This window comes from Pseudomonas sp. TCU-HL1 (genome assembly GCF_001708505.1).
Lineage (GTDB): Bacteria > Pseudomonadota > Gammaproteobacteria > Pseudomonadales > Pseudomonadaceae > Metapseudomonas.
Window position 1 is genome coordinate 5282335 of sequence record NZ_CP015992.1, and the last position, 18484, is coordinate 5300818.

13 protein-coding genes are annotated in these 18484 nt (G+C 64.1%); all 13 read left to right on the top strand.

The window, feature by feature from the left end:
* The first annotated feature begins 27 nt into the window (after nucleotides 1–27).
* The 13 genes from THL1_RS29915 to THL1_RS24340 all read left to right on the top strand — a co-directional run bounded on the left by THL1_RS29915 (nucleotide 28) and on the right by THL1_RS24340 (nucleotide 18476).
* A complete protein-coding gene (locus THL1_RS29915; RefSeq protein WP_003095129.1) occupies nucleotides 28–204 on the top strand; it encodes a hypothetical protein in 177 nt (58 codons plus the stop codon).
* Complete coding sequence (locus THL1_RS24285; protein ID WP_162493738.1) at nucleotides 188–3142, top strand: sensor histidine kinase; 2955 nt, start codon at nucleotides 188–190, stop codon at nucleotides 3140–3142. Before THL1_RS29915 ends, THL1_RS24285 begins: the two co-directional genes overlap by 17 nt.
* A gap of 22 nt (nucleotides 3143–3164) precedes the next feature.
* Nucleotides 3165–4592: a sigma-54-dependent transcriptional regulator gene (locus tag THL1_RS24290; protein ID WP_069085627.1), complete on the top strand. Its 1428-nt coding sequence runs from the start codon at nucleotides 3165–3167 to the stop codon at nucleotides 4590–4592.
* A 680-nt stretch (nucleotides 4593–5272) separates the two neighbouring features.
* Entirely contained in the window at nucleotides 5273–6679 is a 1407-nt protein-coding gene (locus tag THL1_RS24295; protein WP_069085628.1) for a polynucleotide adenylyltransferase PcnB, read from the top strand.
* A gap of 2 nt (nucleotides 6680–6681) precedes the next feature.
* Entirely contained in the window at nucleotides 6682–7182 is a 501-nt protein-coding gene (gene folK, locus THL1_RS24300) for a 2-amino-4-hydroxy-6-hydroxymethyldihydropteridine diphosphokinase (protein WP_069085629.1), read from the top strand.
* A gap of 102 nt (nucleotides 7183–7284) precedes the next feature.
* Nucleotides 7285–8085 (top strand): 3-methyl-2-oxobutanoate hydroxymethyltransferase, encoded by an 801-nt coding sequence (panB, locus tag THL1_RS24305; protein ID WP_069085630.1) that lies wholly within the window; start codon nucleotides 7285–7287, stop codon nucleotides 8083–8085.
* The gene (panC, locus tag THL1_RS24310) at nucleotides 8082–8942 is read left to right on the top strand and encodes a pantoate--beta-alanine ligase (protein WP_069085631.1); all 861 of its coding nucleotides are present in this window, start codon (nucleotides 8082–8084) and stop codon (nucleotides 8940–8942) included. The genes panB and panC overlap by 4 nt, the downstream gene beginning before the upstream one ends.
* A gap of 81 nt (nucleotides 8943–9023) precedes the next feature.
* Complete coding sequence (panD, locus tag THL1_RS24315; RefSeq protein WP_028630028.1) at nucleotides 9024–9404, top strand: aspartate 1-decarboxylase; 381 nt, start codon at nucleotides 9024–9026, stop codon at nucleotides 9402–9404.
* A gap of 70 nt (nucleotides 9405–9474) precedes the next feature.
* Nucleotides 9475–11139, top strand: a complete 1665-nt coding sequence (pgi, locus tag THL1_RS24320; protein ID WP_069085632.1) for a glucose-6-phosphate isomerase — start codon at nucleotides 9475–9477, stop codon at nucleotides 11137–11139.
* 343 nt (nucleotides 11140–11482) lie between these two features.
* Nucleotides 11483–13420, top strand: coding sequence for an acetate--CoA ligase (gene acs, locus THL1_RS24325; protein ID WP_069085633.1), 1938 nt, complete (start codon nucleotides 11483–11485; stop codon nucleotides 13418–13420).
* A gap of 61 nt (nucleotides 13421–13481) precedes the next feature.
* Nucleotides 13482–14357 (top strand): oxygenase MpaB family protein, encoded by an 876-nt coding sequence (locus tag THL1_RS24330; RefSeq protein WP_069085634.1) that lies wholly within the window; start codon nucleotides 13482–13484, stop codon nucleotides 14355–14357.
* 92 nt (nucleotides 14358–14449) lie between these two features.
* On the top strand, nucleotides 14450–15469 hold the full coding sequence (locus THL1_RS24335; RefSeq protein WP_069085635.1) for a class I SAM-dependent rRNA methyltransferase: 1020 nt from the start codon (nucleotides 14450–14452) through the stop codon (nucleotides 15467–15469).
* Between the two features lie 91 nt (nucleotides 15470–15560).
* Entirely contained in the window at nucleotides 15561–18476 is a 2916-nt protein-coding gene (locus tag THL1_RS24340; RefSeq protein ID WP_069085636.1) for a DUF748 domain-containing protein, read from the top strand.
* Nucleotides 18477–18484 lie beyond the last annotated feature (8 nt).

An 18484-nucleotide genomic window follows, 5' to 3' on the forward strand; every position in this document is an offset into this window, starting at 1 on the left:
CGCCGCAGACACGACGAGATTTGTGGCATGTACATCTATCGACTGGTCCTGCTCCTGGTGGTGGGAATCTACCTGTTCTCTCCCGCCATCATGGATTGGTGGATCGACCCCAATGGCGCCTGGTACCGTCCCTACCTGCTGTGGCTGATCCTGATCGTGGTGACCTTCATTCTGCAGAGTCAACGCGATGCTGATGAGCTTTAGCCTCACCCAGCTGATCCTGATCAGCGCGGCTTACCTTCTTGCTCTGTTCGGCGTGGCTTGGCTCAGTGACCGGGGCTTCGTGCCACGCTGGATCATTCGCCACCCGCTGACCTACACCTTGTCGCTCGGCGTTTATGCCAGCGCCTGGGCGTTCTATGGCACGGTGGGGCTGGCCTATCAGTATGGCTACGGATTCCTTGCCAGCTACCTGGGCGTCTCGGGCGCCTTCCTGCTCGCGCCGGTGCTGCTCTACCCCATCCTGCGCATCACCCGGACCTACCAGCTCTCATCGCTGGCCGACCTCTTCGCCTTCCGCTTCCGCAGTACCTGGGCCGGTGCCCTGACCACGGTGATCATGATCATCGGCGTATTGCCGCTGCTGGCCCTGCAGATCCAGGCCGTGGCCGACTCCATTGGCATCCTCACACGCGAGCCGGTACATAACCGCGTTGCCCTCAGCTTCTGCGCCCTGATCACCCTCTTCACCATCCTCTTCGGCGCGCGCCATATCGCCACCCGTGAGAAACACGCCGGCCTGGTGTTCGCCATCGCCTTCGAATCGGTGGTCAAGCTGGTGGCCCTGGGCAGCATCGGCCTCTATGCCCTGTATGGTGTGTTCGACGGTCCACGCGAGCTGGAGCTCTGGCTACTGCAGAACCAAGAAGCTCTCTCCACGCTGCACACACCGCTACAGGAAGGTCCCTGGCGCACCCTGCTGCTGGTGTTCTTCGCCTCGGCGATCGTCATGCCGCACATGTACCACATGACGTTCACCGAGAACCTCAATCCGCGCGCCATGGTCAGCGCCAGTTGGGGCCTGCCGCTGTTCCTGCTGCTGATGAGCCTGGCGATCCCACTGATCCTCTGGGCCGGCCTCAAACTGGGGGCCACCACCAACCCGGAATACTTCACCCTGGGCCTGGGCATCGCCGTCAATAATCCGGTGCTCGCGCTGCTCGCCTACGTCGGCGGCCTTTCCGCCGCCAGCGGTCTGATCATTGTCCTCACACTTGCCCTTTCCGGGATGGCACTCAACCACCTGGTGCTGCCGCTATATCAACCGCCGGCCGAGGGCAATATCTACCGCTGGCTTAAGTGGACCCGCCGCACGCTGATCGCCTTCATCATCATGGCCGGCTACGGCTTCTACCTGCTGCTGGGTGCCGAGCAGGATCTATCCAACCTCGGCATCGTCGCCTTCGTCGCCACCCTGCAGTTCCTCCCCGGCGCGCTCTCGGTGCTTTACTGGCCGACCGCCAACCGCCGCGGCTTCATCGCTGGCCTGCTGGCGGGCTTCATCGTCTGGCTGTTCGCCATGCTGCTGCCGCTGGTGGGCAACCTGCAGGGCGTCTACCTGCCGCTGTTCAACGCTATCTACGTGCTCGACGACACCAGTTGGCACATCGCAGCCATCGCCTCCCTCGCCGCCAACGTGCTGATCTTCACCCTGGTATCGCTCTTCACTGAAGCCAGCACCGAAGAACGCAGCGCCGCCGAGGCCTGCACCGTGGACAACGTCCGCCGACCGCAACGACGCGAACTGGTGGCCAGCTCACCCCAGGAATTCGCCACCCAACTGGCCAAGCCCCTGGGCGCGAAGACCGCACAAAAGGAAGTGGAACAGGCGCTGCGCGACCTGCACTTGCCCTTCGACGAGCGCCGGCCCTATGCCCTGCGCCGCCTGCGCGACCGCATCGAAGCCAACCTCTCCGGCCTGATGGGCCCCAGCGTGGCCCAGGACATGGTGGAAACCTTCCTGCCCTACAAATCCGGCAGCGAGGGTTACGTCACCGAAGACATTCACTTCATCGAAAGCCGGCTGGAGGATTACCACTCACGCCTCACCGGCCTTGCCGCCGAGCTGGACGCCCTGCGCCGCTATCACCGGCAGACCTTGCAGGAACTGCCCATGGGCGTCTGCTCCCTGGCCAAGGATCAGGAAATCCTCATGTGGAACCGCGCCATGGAAGAGCTGACCGAGATTCCGGCTCAGCGCGTGGTGGGGTCGCGCCTGTCCACCATCGCCGATCCCTGGAAGGGCCTGCTGGAAGGCTTCATCAACCTGCCCGATGAACACCTGCACAAACAGCGTCTGACCCTGGACGGTCAGGCCCGCGCACTGAACCTGCACAAGGCGGCGATCGAAGAGCCCCTGGCTCCAGGCAGCAGCGGCCTCGTACTGCTCGTGGAAGACGTGACCGATACGCAGTTGCTGGAAGACAAACTGGTGCACTCGGAGCGCCTGGCTTCCATCGGGCGCCTGGCGGCCGGTGTGGCCCATGAGATCGGCAACCCTATCACCGGCATCGCCTGCCTGGCGCAGAACCTGCGCGAAGAACGTGAGGGCGATGCCGAGATCAAGGAACTCAGCAGCCAGATCCTCGAACAGACCAAGCGCGTGACCCGCATCGTCCAGTCACTGATGAGCTTCGCCCATGCCGGCGGCCGCCAACAGGCCAGCGAACCGGTTTGCCTGGCGGAGGTGGCACAAGATGCAATCGGGCTGTTGTCGCTGAACAAGCGCAGCGTCGAGGTGAACTTCTTCAACCTCTGCGAGCCGCACCACATAGCCGAGGGCGATCCGCAGCGCCTCGCCCAGGTCCTCATCAACCTGCTGTCCAACGCCCGCGACGCCTCGCCTGTTGGCAGCGCCATCCGTGTGCGCAGCGAAGCTTCGGAGCACACCGTTGACCTCATCGTCGAAGACGAAGGCAGCGGGATTCCGAAGGCGATCATGGACCGCCTTTTCGAACCTTTCTTCACCACCAAGGACCCAGGGAAAGGGACCGGCCTTGGCCTTGCACTGGTCTATTCGATCGTGGAAGAGCATTATGGACAGATAACCATCGAAAGCCCGGCCGACTCCGAGCACCAGCGCGGCACCCGAATCAGGGTGACGCTGCCTCGTTTTGTCGAAGCGACATACGCCGTGAGCTGAGACCGTCTAGAGAGCCGAATTAATGCCACATATTCTGATCGTCGAAGACGAAACCATCATTCGCTCTGCCCTGCGACGCCTGCTGGAACGCAACCAGTACCAGGTCAGCGAGGCGGGCTCCGTTCAGGAAGCCCAGGAGCGATACAGCATTCCCGGTTTCGACCTGATCATCAGCGACCTTCGCCTGCCTGGCGCTCCCGGTACCGAACTCATCAAGCTGGCCCAAGGCACCCCGGTGCTGATCATGACCAGCTACGCCAGCCTGCGCTCGGCGGTGGATTCGATGAAGATGGGTGCGGTCGACTACATCGCCAAACCTTTCGACCATGACGAAATGCTCCAGGCCGTGGCGCGCATCCTCAAGGAGCGCCAGGACGCCAAGTCCGCCCCCGGCGATCGCCCGACCGCCAGCCGTGGCGGTGACAAGGCCGCAGCCGCCAACGCCGACGGCGAGATCGGCATCATCGGTTCCTGCCCGGCGATGCTCGAGCTCTATAGCAAGATCCGCAAAGTGGCCCCGACCGATTCCACCGTCCTGATCCAGGGCGAGTCGGGCACCGGCAAGGAGCTGGTGGCGCGCGCCCTGCACAACCTGTCCCGCCGCGCCAAGGCTCCGCTGATTTCGGTGAACTGCGCAGCGATTCCGGAAACCCTCATCGAGTCCGAGCTCTTCGGTCACGAGAAAGGCGCCTTCACGGGGGCCACTGCCGGTCGTGCCGGCTTGGTAGAAGCGGCCGACGGCGGCACCCTGTTCCTCGACGAGATCGGCGAACTGCCCCTGGAAGCCCAGGCGCGCCTGCTGCGTGTCCTGCAGGAGGGCGAGATCCGCCGTGTCGGTTCCGTGCAGTCGCAGAAGGTGGATGTCCGCCTGATCGCCGCGACCCACCGCGACCTCAAGACTCTGGCCAAGACTGGCCAGTTCCGCGAAGACCTCTACTACCGCCTGCACGTAATTTCCCTGAAGCTGCCCGCCCTGCGCGAGCGCGGAAACGACGTGCTGGAAATCGCCCGCTCTTTCCTCACGCGCCAGTGCACGCAGATGGGCCGCGACAACCTGCGCTTCGCCTCTGACGCGGAACAGGCCATCCGGCACTACAGCTGGCCGGGTAACGTGCGTGAACTGGAAAACGCCATCGAGCGCGCGGTGATCCTCTGCGAGAGCCCCGATATTTCGGCGGACCTGCTGGGTATCGATATCGAGCTGGATGACCTGGACGACGAAGACTTCAGCGACGGCCTTCCACAGGCCCAGGCCAACAACACCGCCCACGAGCCCACCGAAGACCTGTCCCTGGAAGACTACTTCCAGCACTTCGTGCTCGAGCACCAGGACCACATGACCGAAACCGAGCTGGCCCGCAAGCTGGGCATCAGCCGCAAATGCCTGTGGGAACGCCGCCAACGCCTGGGCATTCCGCGCCGTAAATCGGGTGCTGCCGCCAGCCCTTGAGCGGCCGGCGCAGGTGACAACCGGGGAACACCTCAAGTTCCCCACATTGTTACCCCGCCTAACATCACGTAACAAAGCCGGGTTCAAAGGTAACGGAAACCCGGCTTTTTTTTGCCCATCGCTCAGGCCGACAACCTCGCAAACCATTGATTTACAAGGAAACGCAAAAGTTGGCACGGCATCTGCTTTATATCTGGCACAACAACAATAACAACTGCTGAACCCACAATAAAAACAAGACGTATCGACTCCAGCACAATAAAAACAAGACAGCGGAGGCGCAGCTAACTGATTCTTTTGGAGAGGAGTTGCCTTTGGGGCTCGCCCCACAGCCAGACCGAGAACAATAAAACTGTCCTGAGACAGCACCTGTACTGGTTGGGTCATGGAATGATCACGGCACCATCAGCGTCCAAAGCAATCCGTTTGCTATTAACCCTCGGTTGGAGGGCATTTCCAGAGGCAGAAAGCCTGCTGGAGCGGGTCGAACAACAAAAACACCAAGCCCGACACAATAAAAACAAAGCACGCACCAATTTGGGGGGGAGCTTCGGCTCCCCCAGTAGCTTTGACACCTGTCAGACCTTTCCTTCAACATCCCCCCTCTCAGTGCTAGAATCCGCGGCCATCGTGCGCCCATATCCTTTTCTGGCCGACCATCCCGCAAAACAGTGCATCCCATGCTGAAGAAGCTGTTCCAGTCTTTCCGTTCTCCCCTTCGCCGCGCGCAACATCCGCGCAGCACTCCCGAAGTACTGGGTAACAATCAGCATTCGCTGCGCCGTTCGGACATCAGCCGCAACGCCGTCATGGTCGTCGAGCGCCTGCAGAAGGCCGGCTACCAGGCATATCTGGTGGGGGGCTGCGTTCGCGACCTGCTGCTGAACCTGCGCCCGAAAGATTTCGACGTGGCCACCAACGCCACCCCGGAACAGGTCCGCGCCGAGTTCCGCAACGCACGGGTAATTGGCCGCCGCTTCAAACTGGCCCACGTGCAGTTCGGCCGAGAGATCATCGAGGTCGCCACCTTCCGCGCCAACCACCCGCAAGGCGAAGAAGACGAAGACAGCAGCCAGGCGTCACGCAACGAAAGCGGGCGCATCCTCCGCGACAATGTCTATGGCAGCCTGGAAGACGACGCCCAGCGTCGCGACTTCACCATCAACGCGCTGTATTACGACCCGACCACCGAGCGCATCCTCGACTACGCCCACGGTGTGCACGACATCCGCAACCGCCTGGTGCGCCTGATCGGCATTCCTGAGCAACGTTACCAGGAAGACCCGGTGCGCATGCTGCGTGCCGCGCGCTTCGCCGCCAAGCTGGACTTCGAGATCGAGAAACACAGCGCCGCACCCATTCGCCGCCTGGCCCCGATGCTGCGCGAAATCCCCTCCGCACGCCTGTTCGATGAAGTGCTCAAGCTGTTCCTGGCCGGCAAGGCCGAACGCACGTTCGAGTTGCTGGTGGAGTTCGACCTCTTCGCGCCTCTGTTCCCGGCCAGCGCTGCCGCGCTGGAGCGCAACCCCGAATACACCGGGCGACTGATCCGTCAGGCACTGATCAATACCGACGAGCGTATCCGCCAGGGCAAGCCCGTTACCCCGGCCTTCCTGTTCGCCGCGCTGCTCTGGCCCGCCCTGCCCACCCGCGCCGCGCAACTGCAGGAGCGCGGCATGCCGCCGATCCCGGCCATGCAGGAAGCCGCTCATGGACTGATCATGGAACAGGTCCAGCGCACTGCGATTCCAAAGCGCTTCAGCATTCCGATCCGCGAAATCTGGGACATGCAGGAACGCCTGCCACGACGCAGTGGCAAGCGCGCCGACCTGCTGCTGGAAAACCCGCGTTTCCGCGCTGGCTACGACTTCCTACTGCTGCGCGAAAGCGCTGGCGAGAAGACCGATGGCCTGGGCGACTGGTGGACCGACTACCAGGACGCCAGCGACAGCCAGCGCCGCACCATGATTCGTGACCTCAACGCCAAGGACGACCAACAGCCCTCCGGCCAGCGTCGTCGTCGCGGTGGCAGCCGCCGCCGTCGCGGACCACGCGGCGATGGCGCCCCCAGCACCTCGGGCGATTGATCATGGATCGCGTATACATCGGCCTCGGCAGCAATCTCGCCGAACCTGTTTCCCAGCTGCGTGGTGCCTTGGCATCGCTGGGCGAGCTACCGCATACCCGGCTCGCAACGGTTTCATCGCTCTACACGAGCGACCCGCTCGGCCCGCCGGACCAGCCGCGCTACGTCAACGCCGTCGCCGCCCTGGATACCGAACTGGAGCCGCTCCAGTTGCTGGATGCCCTGCAAGCCATCGAGCTGTCCCAGGGACGCGTACGCAAGGACGAGCGCTGGGGCCCGCGGACCCTGGACCTGGATATCCTCCTGTTCGGCCAGCGCCAGATCGAAGAGCCTCGCCTGCAGGTGCCGCATTACCACATGCACGCCCGCGCTTTCGTGCTCTACCCCCTGGCGGAGATCGCCGGCGACCTGCAACTGCCCGATGGGCGCCCGCTGCAAGCCCTGCTGGACGCCTGCCCGTTTGAAGGCCTCGAGCGTCTGCCCAACCTGGCGGTAACGCCGTAACAGGTCGGTAACACCTGCAATTGACTTCATGCCCCCCCATCGGGACTATAAGCGTCCCGTTGCCCCGCGCCGGTGCAAACCGGCGCCGATGAGGACGTTTTCATGCCTGATGTGACCCTGACCACCTTGCAAGAGCTCAAGCTGAAAGGCGAGAAGATCGCCATGCTGACAGCCTACGACGCCACCTTCGCTCAGGCGGCCTGCCAGGCCGGCGCGGATGTGCTGCTGGTGGGTGATTCCCTTGGCATGGTCCTGCAAGGCCATGACAGCACACTGCCGGTCAGCATGGCCGATATGGCCTATCACACGGCTTCCGTGAAGCGCGGTAACCAGGGCGCGCTGATCATCAGCGACCTGCCGTTCATGGCCTACGCCAACCTCGAGCAGACCTTCGCCAATTGCGCCGCCCTGATGCAGGCTGGCGCCCATGTGGTCAAGCTGGAAGGCGCGGCCTGGCTGGCCGAGCCGATCCGCCTGCTGGCCGAGCGCGGTGTTCCGGTCTGCGCCCACTTGGGCCTGACCCCGCAAGCCGTGAACATCCTCGGTGGCTACAAGGTCCAGGGCCGCCAGGAAGCCCAGGCGCGCCAGCTGCGCGCCGACGCCATGGCCCTGGAGCAGGCGGGCGCCGCCATGCTGCTGCTGGAGTGCGTCCCCAGTGAACTGGCCGCCGAAATCACCCAGTCGGTGAAGATCCCGGTCATCGGTATCGGCGCCGGCAGCGCCACCGACGGCCAGGTACTGGTCCTGCACGACATGCTGGGCCTCTCCCTCACCGGTCGCGCCCCCAAGTTCGTGAAGAACTTCATGGAAGGCCAGACCAGCATCCAGGCTGCCCTGGCGGCCTACGTCAACGCCGTCAAGAACGTTACCTTCCCTGCTGCTGAACACGGATTCTCCGCATGATCACCGTCAAGACCGTCCGCGAACTGCGTGCCGCCGTTGCCCGTGCACGCAGCGAAGACAAGCGCATCGGCTTCGTGCCCACCATGGGCAACCTCCACGCCGGGCATGTGGCCCTGGTGGAGAAGGCCAGCCAGCGCGCCGATTTCGTGGTCGCCAGCATTTTCGTCAACCCGCTACAGTTCGGCCCCAGCGAAGACCTTGCCAAGTACCCGCGTACCCTCGTCGCCGACCAGGAGAAACTGGTCGCTGCCGGCTGCCAACTGTTATTCCACCCGGACGTGGAGGAGATGTACCCGGACGGCATGGAAGGTCAGACCCGCGTCAATGTCCCACTGGTCTCCGATGGTCTCTGCGGCGGTAGTCGTCCCGGTCACTTCGAAGGCGTCGCGACGGTCGTCAGCAAGTTGTTCAACATGGTCCAGCCCGACCTCGCGGTGTTTGGCGAGAAGGACTTCCAGCAACTGGCGGTGATTCGCAAGCTGGCTCGCGACCTGAACATGCCCATCCAGATCATGGGCGAACCCACCGTTCGAGCCGACGACGGCCTGGCGCTCTCCTCGCGCAACGGTTACCTGGACGAGGCCCAACGCGCGGCAGCGCCTGCGCTCTACCGCACCCTGCAGCAACTGGCCGTGGCCATCCGCCAGGGCCGCCGCGATTTCGCCGCGCTGGAGCAGGAAGGCCAGGCCGAACTGGCCAAGGCCGGTTTCCGCCCTGACTACCTGGAAGTCCGCGAAGCGCTGAACCTGCGCCCCGCAGGCAGCCAGGACCAGCACCTGGTCATTCTGGGCGCCGCCTTCATGGGTAACACCCGCCTGATCGACAACCTTGCCTTCAACCTCGAAGCGCAAGCCTGATCCGCCGCCTGCCGCAGCCTTGAACCCCCACGGGGGTTCGGGCAAACTCAGCCGCCGCCCGCATCCCGACGAGGAAAAGCCATGCACGCCATCATGCTCAAGGCCAAACTGCACCGTGCCGAAGTCACCCACGCCGTGCTCGATTACGAAGGCTCCTGCGCCATCGATGGTGAATGGCTGGACCTCTCCGGCATCCGCGAATACGAGCAGATCCAGATCTACAACGTCGACAACGGCGAACGCTTCACCACCTATGCCATCCGCGCCGAAAACGGCTCGCGGATGATTTCGGTCAACGGCGCGGCAGCGCACAAGGCCAAGGTTGGTGATCGTGTGATCATCTGCGCCTACGCCCACTACAGCGAAGCCGAACTGGCCAATTTCAAACCGCGTATGCTGTACATGGCTCCGGGCAACGAACTCAGCCACACCAGCAACGCGATTCCGGTACAGGTTGCCTGAAACCGGAACACTGCCTGACCCGAAGCCCGGACCCTTCCGGGCTTTTTCATACGTCGCACACAGGTACGCCATGGATCACCACCTGACGCCGCTCGATGTCACCCAACTGCCCAGCTGGACCGCACTTCACCAGCACCGCCAAGACCTTGCCGGCTTCAGCCTGCGCGAGGCCTTCGCCGAGGATTCCGAGCGCTTCAAGCAATTCAGCCTCAGCGCCAGCGGCCTGCTGCTGGACTTCTCGAAGAACCTGATCCGCACCGACACCCTTGCCCTGCTGGTCAAGCTGGCCGAGGAAGCGCAACTGGGCGATGCCATCAAGGCCATGTTCCGGGGTGACGTCATCAACACCTCCGAACGCCGCCCGGCCCTGCACACGGCCCTGCGCCGCCCGATCGGCGACAAGGTGAAAGTGGATGGCATCGACGTGATGCCCGAAGTGCACCGCGTGCTGCACCAGATGACCGAACTGGTGGGCTACGTGCACAACGGCCTGTGGCGGGGCTACACCGAAAAACCCATCACGGACGTGGTGAACATCGGCATCGGCGGTTCCTTCCTTGGCCCGCAGCTGGTCTCCGAAGCGTTGCTGCCGTTCGCCCAGAAAGGCGTACGCTGCCATTACCTGGCCAATATCGACGGCAGCGAATTCCGCGAACTGGCCTGCCGCCTGAACGCGGAAACCACCCTCTTCATCGTTTCCAGCAAATCCTTCGGCACCCTGGAAACCCTGAAGAATGCCCAGGCCGCCCGCGCCTGGTACCTGGCCCAGGGTGGCAGCGAGGAAGAGCTGTACCGCCACTTCATTGCCGTTTCCAGCAACAAGGAAGCGGCGGTGGCCTTCGGCATCCGCGAAGAGAACATCTTCCCCATGTGGGACTGGGTCGGGGGACGCTACTCGCTCTGGTCCGCCATCGGTCTGCCGATCGCCATGTCCATCGGCATCTCCAACTTCAAGGAACTGCTGTCCGGCGCCTACAGCATGGACCAGCACTTCCAGAGCACCCCGTTCGATCGCAACATTCCGGTCGTCCTGGGCCTGCTCGGGGTCTGGTACGGCGACTTCTGGGGCGCCCGCAGCCACGCGATCCTGCCCTACGACTACTACCTGCGTAACTTCACCGACCACCTGCAGCAGCTGGACATGGAGTCCAACGGCAAGAGCGTGCGTCAGGACGGCGCGCCGCTCAGCGCCGGCACGGGCCCGGTGATCTGGGGCGGCGTCGGCTGCAACGGCCAGCACGCCTACCACCAACTGCTGCACCAGGGCACACAGCTGATCCCCGCAGACTTCATCGTTCCGGTTTCCAGCTACAACCCGGTGGCCGACCACCATCAATGGCTGTTCGCCAACTGCCTGTCCCAGAGCCAGGCGCTGATGCTGGGTAAGTCACGCGCGGAAGCCGAGGCCGAACTGCGCGCCAAAGGCCTGCCGGAGGAAGAAGTGCAACGCCTGGTGCCGCACAAGATGGTGCCCGGCAACCGTCCGAGCAACACCTTGGTGATGGAGCGCATCAGCCCGCGCCGCCTGGGCGCGCTGATCGCCATGTACGAGCACAAGGTCTATGTGCAGAGCGTGCTCTGGGGCATCAACGCCTTCGACCAGTGGGGCGTGGAACTGGGCAAGGAACTCGGCAAGGGCATCTACTCGCGCCTGACCGGCCAGGACGACGCCCCGGCCGAAGATGGCTCAACCCAGGGCCTGATCGACTTCTTCCGCGCCCGGCATCGCGGCTGACCCAAATCGCTCCCACAGGCCAGTTCGTGCCTTGTGGGAGCGAATTCATTCGCGAATCCCGACCTACCGACAGAATCACTGACGTTGCTCGCTCGGTGTCAGCGCCAGTGCCTGCACGAACGCCCGGCGCAGGTTGTATTCGTTGCCGAACCCTGCCCTTTGCGCCTTTGCGCCTTGCGCTCGAGCGACGACGCCCGACTAGTCGCGACACAGCTGGAGTACCCACGACGCTGAACGATTCGGCGGGGTCGGCGCTCAAAACTCCATGGACAACCCTTGAACCCGGCAGCGGCTTGGATGCACCCTTGTCGCCATCTCGGCTTTACAACAACAAGGACCCGCCATGTACGAGATCAGCCTTCACCCCGTGCCAGACGCTGTGCGCAAGCACGCCCTCATCGACAACGATGCCTACCAACGCCTGTACCAGCAGTCCATCGAACAGCCCGAGCTGTTCTGGGGCGAGCAGGCCACCAGTTTCCTCACCTGGTTCAAGCCCTGGGACCAGGTGCACCGCAGTGACCTCGCGAAAGGCGAGGCCGAGTGGTTCAAGGGCGGCAAGCTGAACGTCGCCTACAACTGCATCGACCGCCACCTGGAGCAACGTGGCGAACAGGTAGCCATCATCTGGGAAGGCGACAACCCCGGCGAATCCGCGCAGATCACCTACCGCAAACTGCATAGCCACGTCGCGCGTCTGGCCAACGTGCTGAAGAGCCGTGGCGTGAAGAAAGGCGACCGGGTCTGTATCTATATGCCGATGATCCCCGAAGCGGCCTATGCCATGCTGGCCTGCGCACGCATCGGTGCCGTGCATTCGGTGGTGTTCGGCGGTTTCTCCCCGGACGCCCTGCGCGACCGCATCCTCGATGCCGACTGCCGCACCGTGATCACCGCGGATGAAGGCGTACGCGGTGGCAAGTACGTGCCGCTGAAGCAGAACGTCGACAAGGCGCTGAAGGACTGCCCTAACGTGTCTTCGGTGGTGGTGGTGCAGCGCACCCAGGGCACGATCGACTGGGCCGAAGGGCGCGACCTCTGGTACCACGAGGCCCTGCATGACGCCAGCGAGGACTGCCCGCCGGAGTGGATGGACGCCGAAGACCCGCTGTTCATCCTCTACACCTCAGGCTCCACGGGCAAACCCAAGGGCGTGCTGCACACCACCGGCGGCTACCTGCTGGGCGCAGCGATGACCCACAAGTACGTGTTCGATTACCACGAGGGCGATATCTACTGGTGCACCGCGGACGTGGGCTGGGTCACCGGCCACAGCTACATCGTCTATGGCCCGCTGGCCAACGCCGCCACCACCCTGATATTCGAAGGCGTGCCCAACTACCCGGACACCTCGCGCTTCTGGCAGGTGATCGACAAGCACCAGGTAAACATCTTCTACACCGCCCCCACCGCACTCCGCGCGCTCATGCGTGAAGGCGAAGAGCCGGTGAGGAAGACCTCGCGCAGCAGCCTGCGCCTGCTCGGCAGCGTCGGCGAGCCGATCAACCCGGAAGCCTGGGAGTGGTACTACAACGTGGTGGGCGACCGCCGCTGCCCCATCGTCGACACCTGGTGGCAGACCGAAACCGGCAGCATCCTCATCACCCCGCTGCCCGGCGCCACTGCACTCAAGCCGGGTTCAGCCACCCGCCCCTTCTTCGGCGTGCAGCCGGTGCTACTGGATGAGAAGGGCATGGAAATCGACGGTGCTGGCTCGGGCGTACTGGCGATCAAGGCCAGTTGGCCGAGCCAGATCCGCAGCGTCTACGGTGATCACAAGCGGATGATCGACACCTACTTCTCCGCCTACCCCGGCTACTACTTCACCGGCGACGGCGCCCGCCGCGACGAGGACGGCTACTACTGGATCACCGGCCGCGTCGATGACGTGATCAACGTATCCGGCCACCGCATCGGCACCGCCGAGGTAGAGAGCGCCCTGGTGCTGCACGACGCGGTGGCCGAAGCCGCCGTGGTGGGCTACCCGCACGACCTCAAGGGCCAGGGCATCTATGCCTTCGTTACACCGATGAAGGGCCTGGAGCCCACCGAGGAACTGAAGAAGGAATTGCTGGCCATGGTCAGCAAGGAGATCGGCAGCTTCGCCAAACCCGAGTTGATCCAGTGGGCACCGGGCCTGCCCAAGACCCGCTCCGGCAAGATCATGCGCCGCATCCTGCGCAAGATCGCCTGCAACGAACTGGATAACCTCGGCGACACCTCCACCCTGGCCGACCCGTCGGTGGTGCAGAACCTCATCGACAAACGCCTCAATCAGTAAGACCCGCCAAGGCGCCAGCCCCCCTCGGGAGCTGGCGCCTTTCGCCTGGAAGCGCTCCCCCATGGAATTCATCCGCCGCCGCATAGAAAGCCAGATCATCGGCCTCACCGGTCTCGCCCTTGGCCAACTCGACTTCGAAAACCCCAAGGGAGACCCCGGCCTGTTCGGCCCGGACTCGCTGACCTGGAAGGTCCACGGCGATTTCACCTCGATGATGATCGGCGGCATCAGCGCCCTGCTCCTGCAAATGCTGCATCCCCTGGCACTCTCCGGCGTCTGGGACCACTCCAATTTCCGCCAGGACATGCTCGGCCGCCTGCGCCGCACCGGCCAGTTCATCTCCGGCACCACCTATGGCACCCGCAAGGACGCCGACTGGCTGATCGACAAGGTACGCACCATTCACTCGCACGTGACGGGCACCGCTGCCGACGGCCGCCCCTATGCCGCCAGTGACCCGGACCTGCTGACTTGGGTACACGTGGCCGAGGTCAGTTGCTTCCTCAAGGCCCACCTGCGTTACCTCAACCCGCACCTGTCCGGCGAAGACCAGGACCGTTACTACGCCGAGATCGCCCGGGTGGCCGAGCGCCTGGGGGCCCGCAATGTGCCGAAATCCCGCCAGGAAGTGGCGGACTATCTCGACGCCATGCGCCCGCAGCTGCGCTGTGACGAGCGCAGCCTGGAGGTGGTGCGCATCCTCCTCGGCGCACCAGCCCCCAGCGCCATGGCCAGGCCCTTCAGCATCCTGATGATGCAGGCCGGCATCGACCTGCTGCCGGACTGGGCCAGCGCCATGCTCGGCCTGCACCAGCGCCCCTGGCAACGTCGTGTCGTGCGGGACCTGGTCTGGCGCGTGGCACCGCTGCTGCGCTGGGCCATGCGCAATGGTGCCGTCCATCGCGCGCGCCGCCGCATGGGCCTGCCGCCCCGCTGAACACTTGGCCGGAGGGCGGTCCGCTTCTGCCGACGCCCCCACGACAGATTCGCTTTGTTAAACTGCGCGCCCCTTTTTACGAGACGCCGCGCATGTCCTCCGCTCTCCTCCAGGCGCTGCGCGCCGCGCTCGATAACCGCCACACGCTGCTGGCCGCGCTCCATGCCCAGGGCACCGACTGCTACCGGTTGTTCCATGGCAGCCAGGAAGGCGCTCCGGGCCTGACCATCGACCGCTATGGCCCGCAGCTGATGGTGCAAAGCTTCCACCAGCCACTGGAGCGCGAGTCCCTGCTGGCACTGGTCGCCGCCGTGGAGGTGTTCCTCGGCGAGAAACTGCTGCTGGTCTACAACGACCGCTCACAGGGCAATTCGCGGATCGATCGCCGCGACCCGGTCTATCAGGCCGAAGACGCTGCCCTGGAAGACCTGGTGGGCCACGAGTGGGGCCTGAGCTACCGGGTGCGCGGACGCCACGCCGGCCAGGACCCGCTGCTCTTCCTCGATCTGCGCAACGCCCGCGGCTGGGTGAAAGACCACAGCGCCGGCAAGTCGGTGCTCAATCTCTTCGCCTACACCTGCGGCATTGGCCTTTGTGCCGCCGCTGGCGGCGCCAGCGAGGTCTGGAACCTGGACTTCGCCGAAGGCAACCTGGCGGCCGGCCGCGAAAATGGGGCCCTTAACCCGGAGCTGCCGCCCATGCACTTCGTGCAGTCCGACTACTTCCCAGCCATTCGCCAGTTGGCCGGTCTGCCCATCGCGCGCCGCCACGGCCAGAAGCTGCCCAGTTACCCGCGCCTGGAACAGCGCCAGTTCGACCTGGTGTTCCTCGATCCGCCGGCCTGGGCCAAAAGTGCCTTCGGCACCGTGGACCTCCTGCGCGACTACCAGAGCCTGCTCAAGCCGGCCCTGCTGGCAACCGCAGACGACGGCGTGCTGATATGCAACAACAACCTGGCCAAGGTGCCCATGGAGGAGTGGCGCGAGCAGGTGCTGCGCTGCGCGCACAAGCTGGGCCGCCCCGTGCGTGACTGCCAGCAACTGGCGCCCGCCACCGACTTCCCCTCCCAGGATGCGCGCCCACCGCTCAAGACCCTGGTCCTGCAGCTTTGAAGGCCGCTCAATAACGAGAGCCACCCGTCAGGCGGAACCCTGAGGCCGTGCCATAATCCAAGGCACTCTTTGCCGGGATAGTTGACGCCTCATGTACAAAGGATTGAAACGGGCCGCCTGCGCCCTGCTGATCGTCGTAGCCCTCTACAGCCTGCTTGGTTTTCTGATCATCCCCGGGGTCGCCCTGCGGGTGGCCAACCAGCAGTTGGCCCAGTACGCCACAGTCCCCGCGCACCTGGAACGCATCCAGCTCAATCCCTTCAGCCTGGAGCTGACGCTCTGGGGCCTGCACATCGGTGACGACAAGACCGAGCAGGCCGGTTTCGAACGCCTCTATGCCAACCTGCAGCTGGACAGCCTCTGGTCCGGCGCCCTGCACCTGGCGGACGTGGAACTGGACAAGTCGACCACCCAGGTGCTGTTCGCCAAGGACGGCACGCTCAACCTGACCCAGCTGTTCAAGCTGCCACCCAGCGAGCCCAAGCCGGAAGAGCCGGCGAGCGAGCCGTTCCCCCTGCGCATCGATCGCTTCAAGCTGAGCGAAGGTGGCCTGCACTTCGAGGATCTGCGCCCCAGCGAGGCCATCGAATTCGTCTACGACTCCCTGAACCTTGAGTTGCACAACCTCAGCACCTTGCCCGACGACAATGCCGAGATGTCGCTGGTGGCGACCGGGCCGTACGGCGGGCGCATCGACTGGGAAGGCCAGATCAGCCTGGTGCCATTCAGCTCCAGCGGTCAGTTAAAGCTCACCGACGGCCAGATGAAAGGCTTTTGGCCCTATGTCCGCGATGCCGTGCCGCTGGTCCTTGAGAAGGGCGTGGTGAGCCTGTCCACCGACTACAGGCTGAACCTGGCCGAGGGCACCCAGCTCAACCTGGAAAAGATCTGGATCAAGGTCGCGCCGTTCGCCATCAAGGCGCCGGACAACCGGCCCCTGGTAAACCTGGAGGTGCTGGAGGTCAGCGACAGCTCCCTGGACCTGGTCAAGCAGGAGGTGGTGATCGGCAAGATCCACAGCCAGAACCTGGAGACCTGGGCTGCCCGCGAGACGGACGGCCAGCTGGACTGGCAGAAGCTCTTCGCCAGCGAAGCCAAGCCGGCCACCAAGGCCGAAGAGAAGCTGGCCACCGAGCCAACCGATGCCAAGGCCGTGCCCGGCAACCCCTGGGTGGTCCTGCTGCGTGATGCCCAGCTACGCGGCTACAAGGTGCATCTGGCCGACCGGGTGCCGAAAGACCCGGTGCAACTCGAACTCGGTCCGCTGAACCTGGACCTCAAGGATTTCGACAGTCGCGGTGAATCGCCCTTCAACCTGAGCCTCGACACCGGTCTGGGCAAGCAGGGCAAGATACAGGCCGTGGGCCAGGTCCAGCTCAAGCCCACCACCGCCAAGCTGCAAGTGCAGACCCGCGACATCGACCTGCGTGTGGCCCAAGCCTATCTCAGCCCGCTCGTGCACCTGGAATTGCGCAGTGGCATGCTCGACAGCGACCTCAACGTCGACCTCAAGAGCACCGAGCCGCTGGCGATTGGTATCACGGGCCGCGCCCTGGTGAACCAGTTGCACACCCTGGACACCATCAAGGAACGTGACTTCGTCAAATGGCAGCAGTTGCTGGCCGACGGCCTCAACTACCAGCATGGCGACAGCCTGAACATCGACAAGCTGAGCCTGAGCCAGCCTTATGCTCGCTTCATCATCAACGAAGACCTGACCACCAATGCCAGTGACCTGGTGATCAAGCAGCCGGCGGACGCGACCGCCCACACGGCCGCCAAACCGGCTGAACCGGCCGGCAAGCCCTTGGGTATCCGCATTGGCGGAATCGAGATCAAGGACGGCTCGGCCAACTTCGCGGACTTCAGCCTGACGCCGAACTTCGCCACCGCCATCCAGCAGCTCAACGGCGAGATCGGCACCCTGGACAACCGCAATCCCAAGCCGGCCAAGGTGGCGGTGAACGGCAAGGTGGACCGCTATGCGCCGGTGACCATCAAGGGCAGCCTGAACCCCTTCGATCCGCTGGACAGCCTGGACATCGCCACCAGCTTCAAGCGCGTCGAGCTGACCACCCTGACGCCCTACTCCGGCAAATTCGCTGGCTACCGCATTCGCAAAGGCCGTCTGAATCTGGACCTGCACTACCAGATCGAGAAAGGCCAGCTGAAGGCGGACAACCACCTGGTGCTGGAGCAACTGCAGCTCGGCGAACAGGTTTCCAGCCCCGACGCCGTAGACCTGCCGGTGCGCCTGGCAGTGGCCCTGCTGAAGGACACCGAAGGCAAGATCGACATCCAACTGCCGGTGGCCGGCAACCTCAATGATCCGCAGTTCAGCGTGGCGCCCATCGTCTGGCAGACCCTGCGCAACCTGGTGCTCCGTGCCGTACAGGCGCCCTTCAATTTCGTGGCCGGCCTGGTCGGCGGTAGCAGCGAGGATCTTGGCCAGGTGCCCTTCCCGGCCGGTAGCAGCGAACTGGACGCGGAAGCACAGAAGTCCCTGGACACCCTGGCGGAAGCGCTGAAGAAGCGCCCGACCCTGCGCCTGGAGGTGGAAGGCGCCAGTGCCAAGGCCGCCGACGGCCCGCTGCTGGCCGAGCAACGCCTGCAGCGCGAGTACCAGAGCACCTATTACAAGATCGCCCAGCGCCGTGGCGACAAGGTGCCAGCCGAAGCCGGGCAGATCGAGGTTCCGGAGGACGAGAAGGCGCCAATGCTGGAAGGCATCTACCGCACCCGCCTGAAACAGCAGCCACCCGCTGAGTGGAAGGAACTGGACAGCGAGCAGCGCACGGCCAAGCTGCGCGACGCGGTACTGGTTTCCTGGGCCCAGAGCGACCTGCTGCTGCGCCAGTTGGGCCAGGCCCGCGCCGCCACCATCAAAGACTATCTGGTGGACCGTGGCGGCCTTGCCGATGACCGTATCTTCCTGCTCGACGTCAGCCTGGTGGACCCCAACCAGGCCGGTGAAGTCATCACTCCGCTGCACCTGGACAGCGAGTAGGAGCCCCT

Coding starts and splice junctions, on each gene's coding strand:
- panB (WP_069085630.1), top strand. CDS start 7,285: ATGCCTGATGTGACCCTGACCACCTTGCAAGAGCTCAAGCTGAAAGGC.
- acs (WP_069085633.1), top strand. CDS start 11,483: ATGTACGAGATCAGCCTTCACCCCGTGCCAGACGCTGTGCGCAAGCAC.
- folK (WP_069085629.1), top strand. CDS start 6,682: ATGGATCGCGTATACATCGGCCTCGGCAGCAATCTCGCCGAACCTGTT.
- pgi (WP_069085632.1), top strand. CDS start 9,475: ATGGATCACCACCTGACGCCGCTCGATGTCACCCAACTGCCCAGCTGG.
- THL1_RS24330 (WP_069085634.1), top strand. CDS start 13,482: ATGGAATTCATCCGCCGCCGCATAGAAAGCCAGATCATCGGCCTCACC.
- THL1_RS24335 (WP_069085635.1), top strand. CDS start 14,450: ATGTCCTCCGCTCTCCTCCAGGCGCTGCGCGCCGCGCTCGATAACCGC.
- panD (WP_028630028.1), top strand. CDS start 9,024: ATGCACGCCATCATGCTCAAGGCCAAACTGCACCGTGCCGAAGTCACC.
- THL1_RS24340 (WP_069085636.1), top strand. CDS start 15,561: ATGTACAAAGGATTGAAACGGGCCGCCTGCGCCCTGCTGATCGTCGTA.
- THL1_RS24285 (WP_162493738.1), top strand. CDS start 188: ATGCTGATGAGCTTTAGCCTCACCCAGCTGATCCTGATCAGCGCGGCT.
- THL1_RS29915 (WP_003095129.1), top strand. CDS start 28: ATGTACATCTATCGACTGGTCCTGCTCCTGGTGGTGGGAATCTACCTG.
- THL1_RS24290 (WP_069085627.1), top strand. CDS start 3,165: ATGCCACATATTCTGATCGTCGAAGACGAAACCATCATTCGCTCTGCC.
- panC (WP_069085631.1), top strand. CDS start 8,082: ATGATCACCGTCAAGACCGTCCGCGAACTGCGTGCCGCCGTTGCCCGT.
- THL1_RS24295 (WP_069085628.1), top strand. CDS start 5,273: ATGCTGAAGAAGCTGTTCCAGTCTTTCCGTTCTCCCCTTCGCCGCGCG.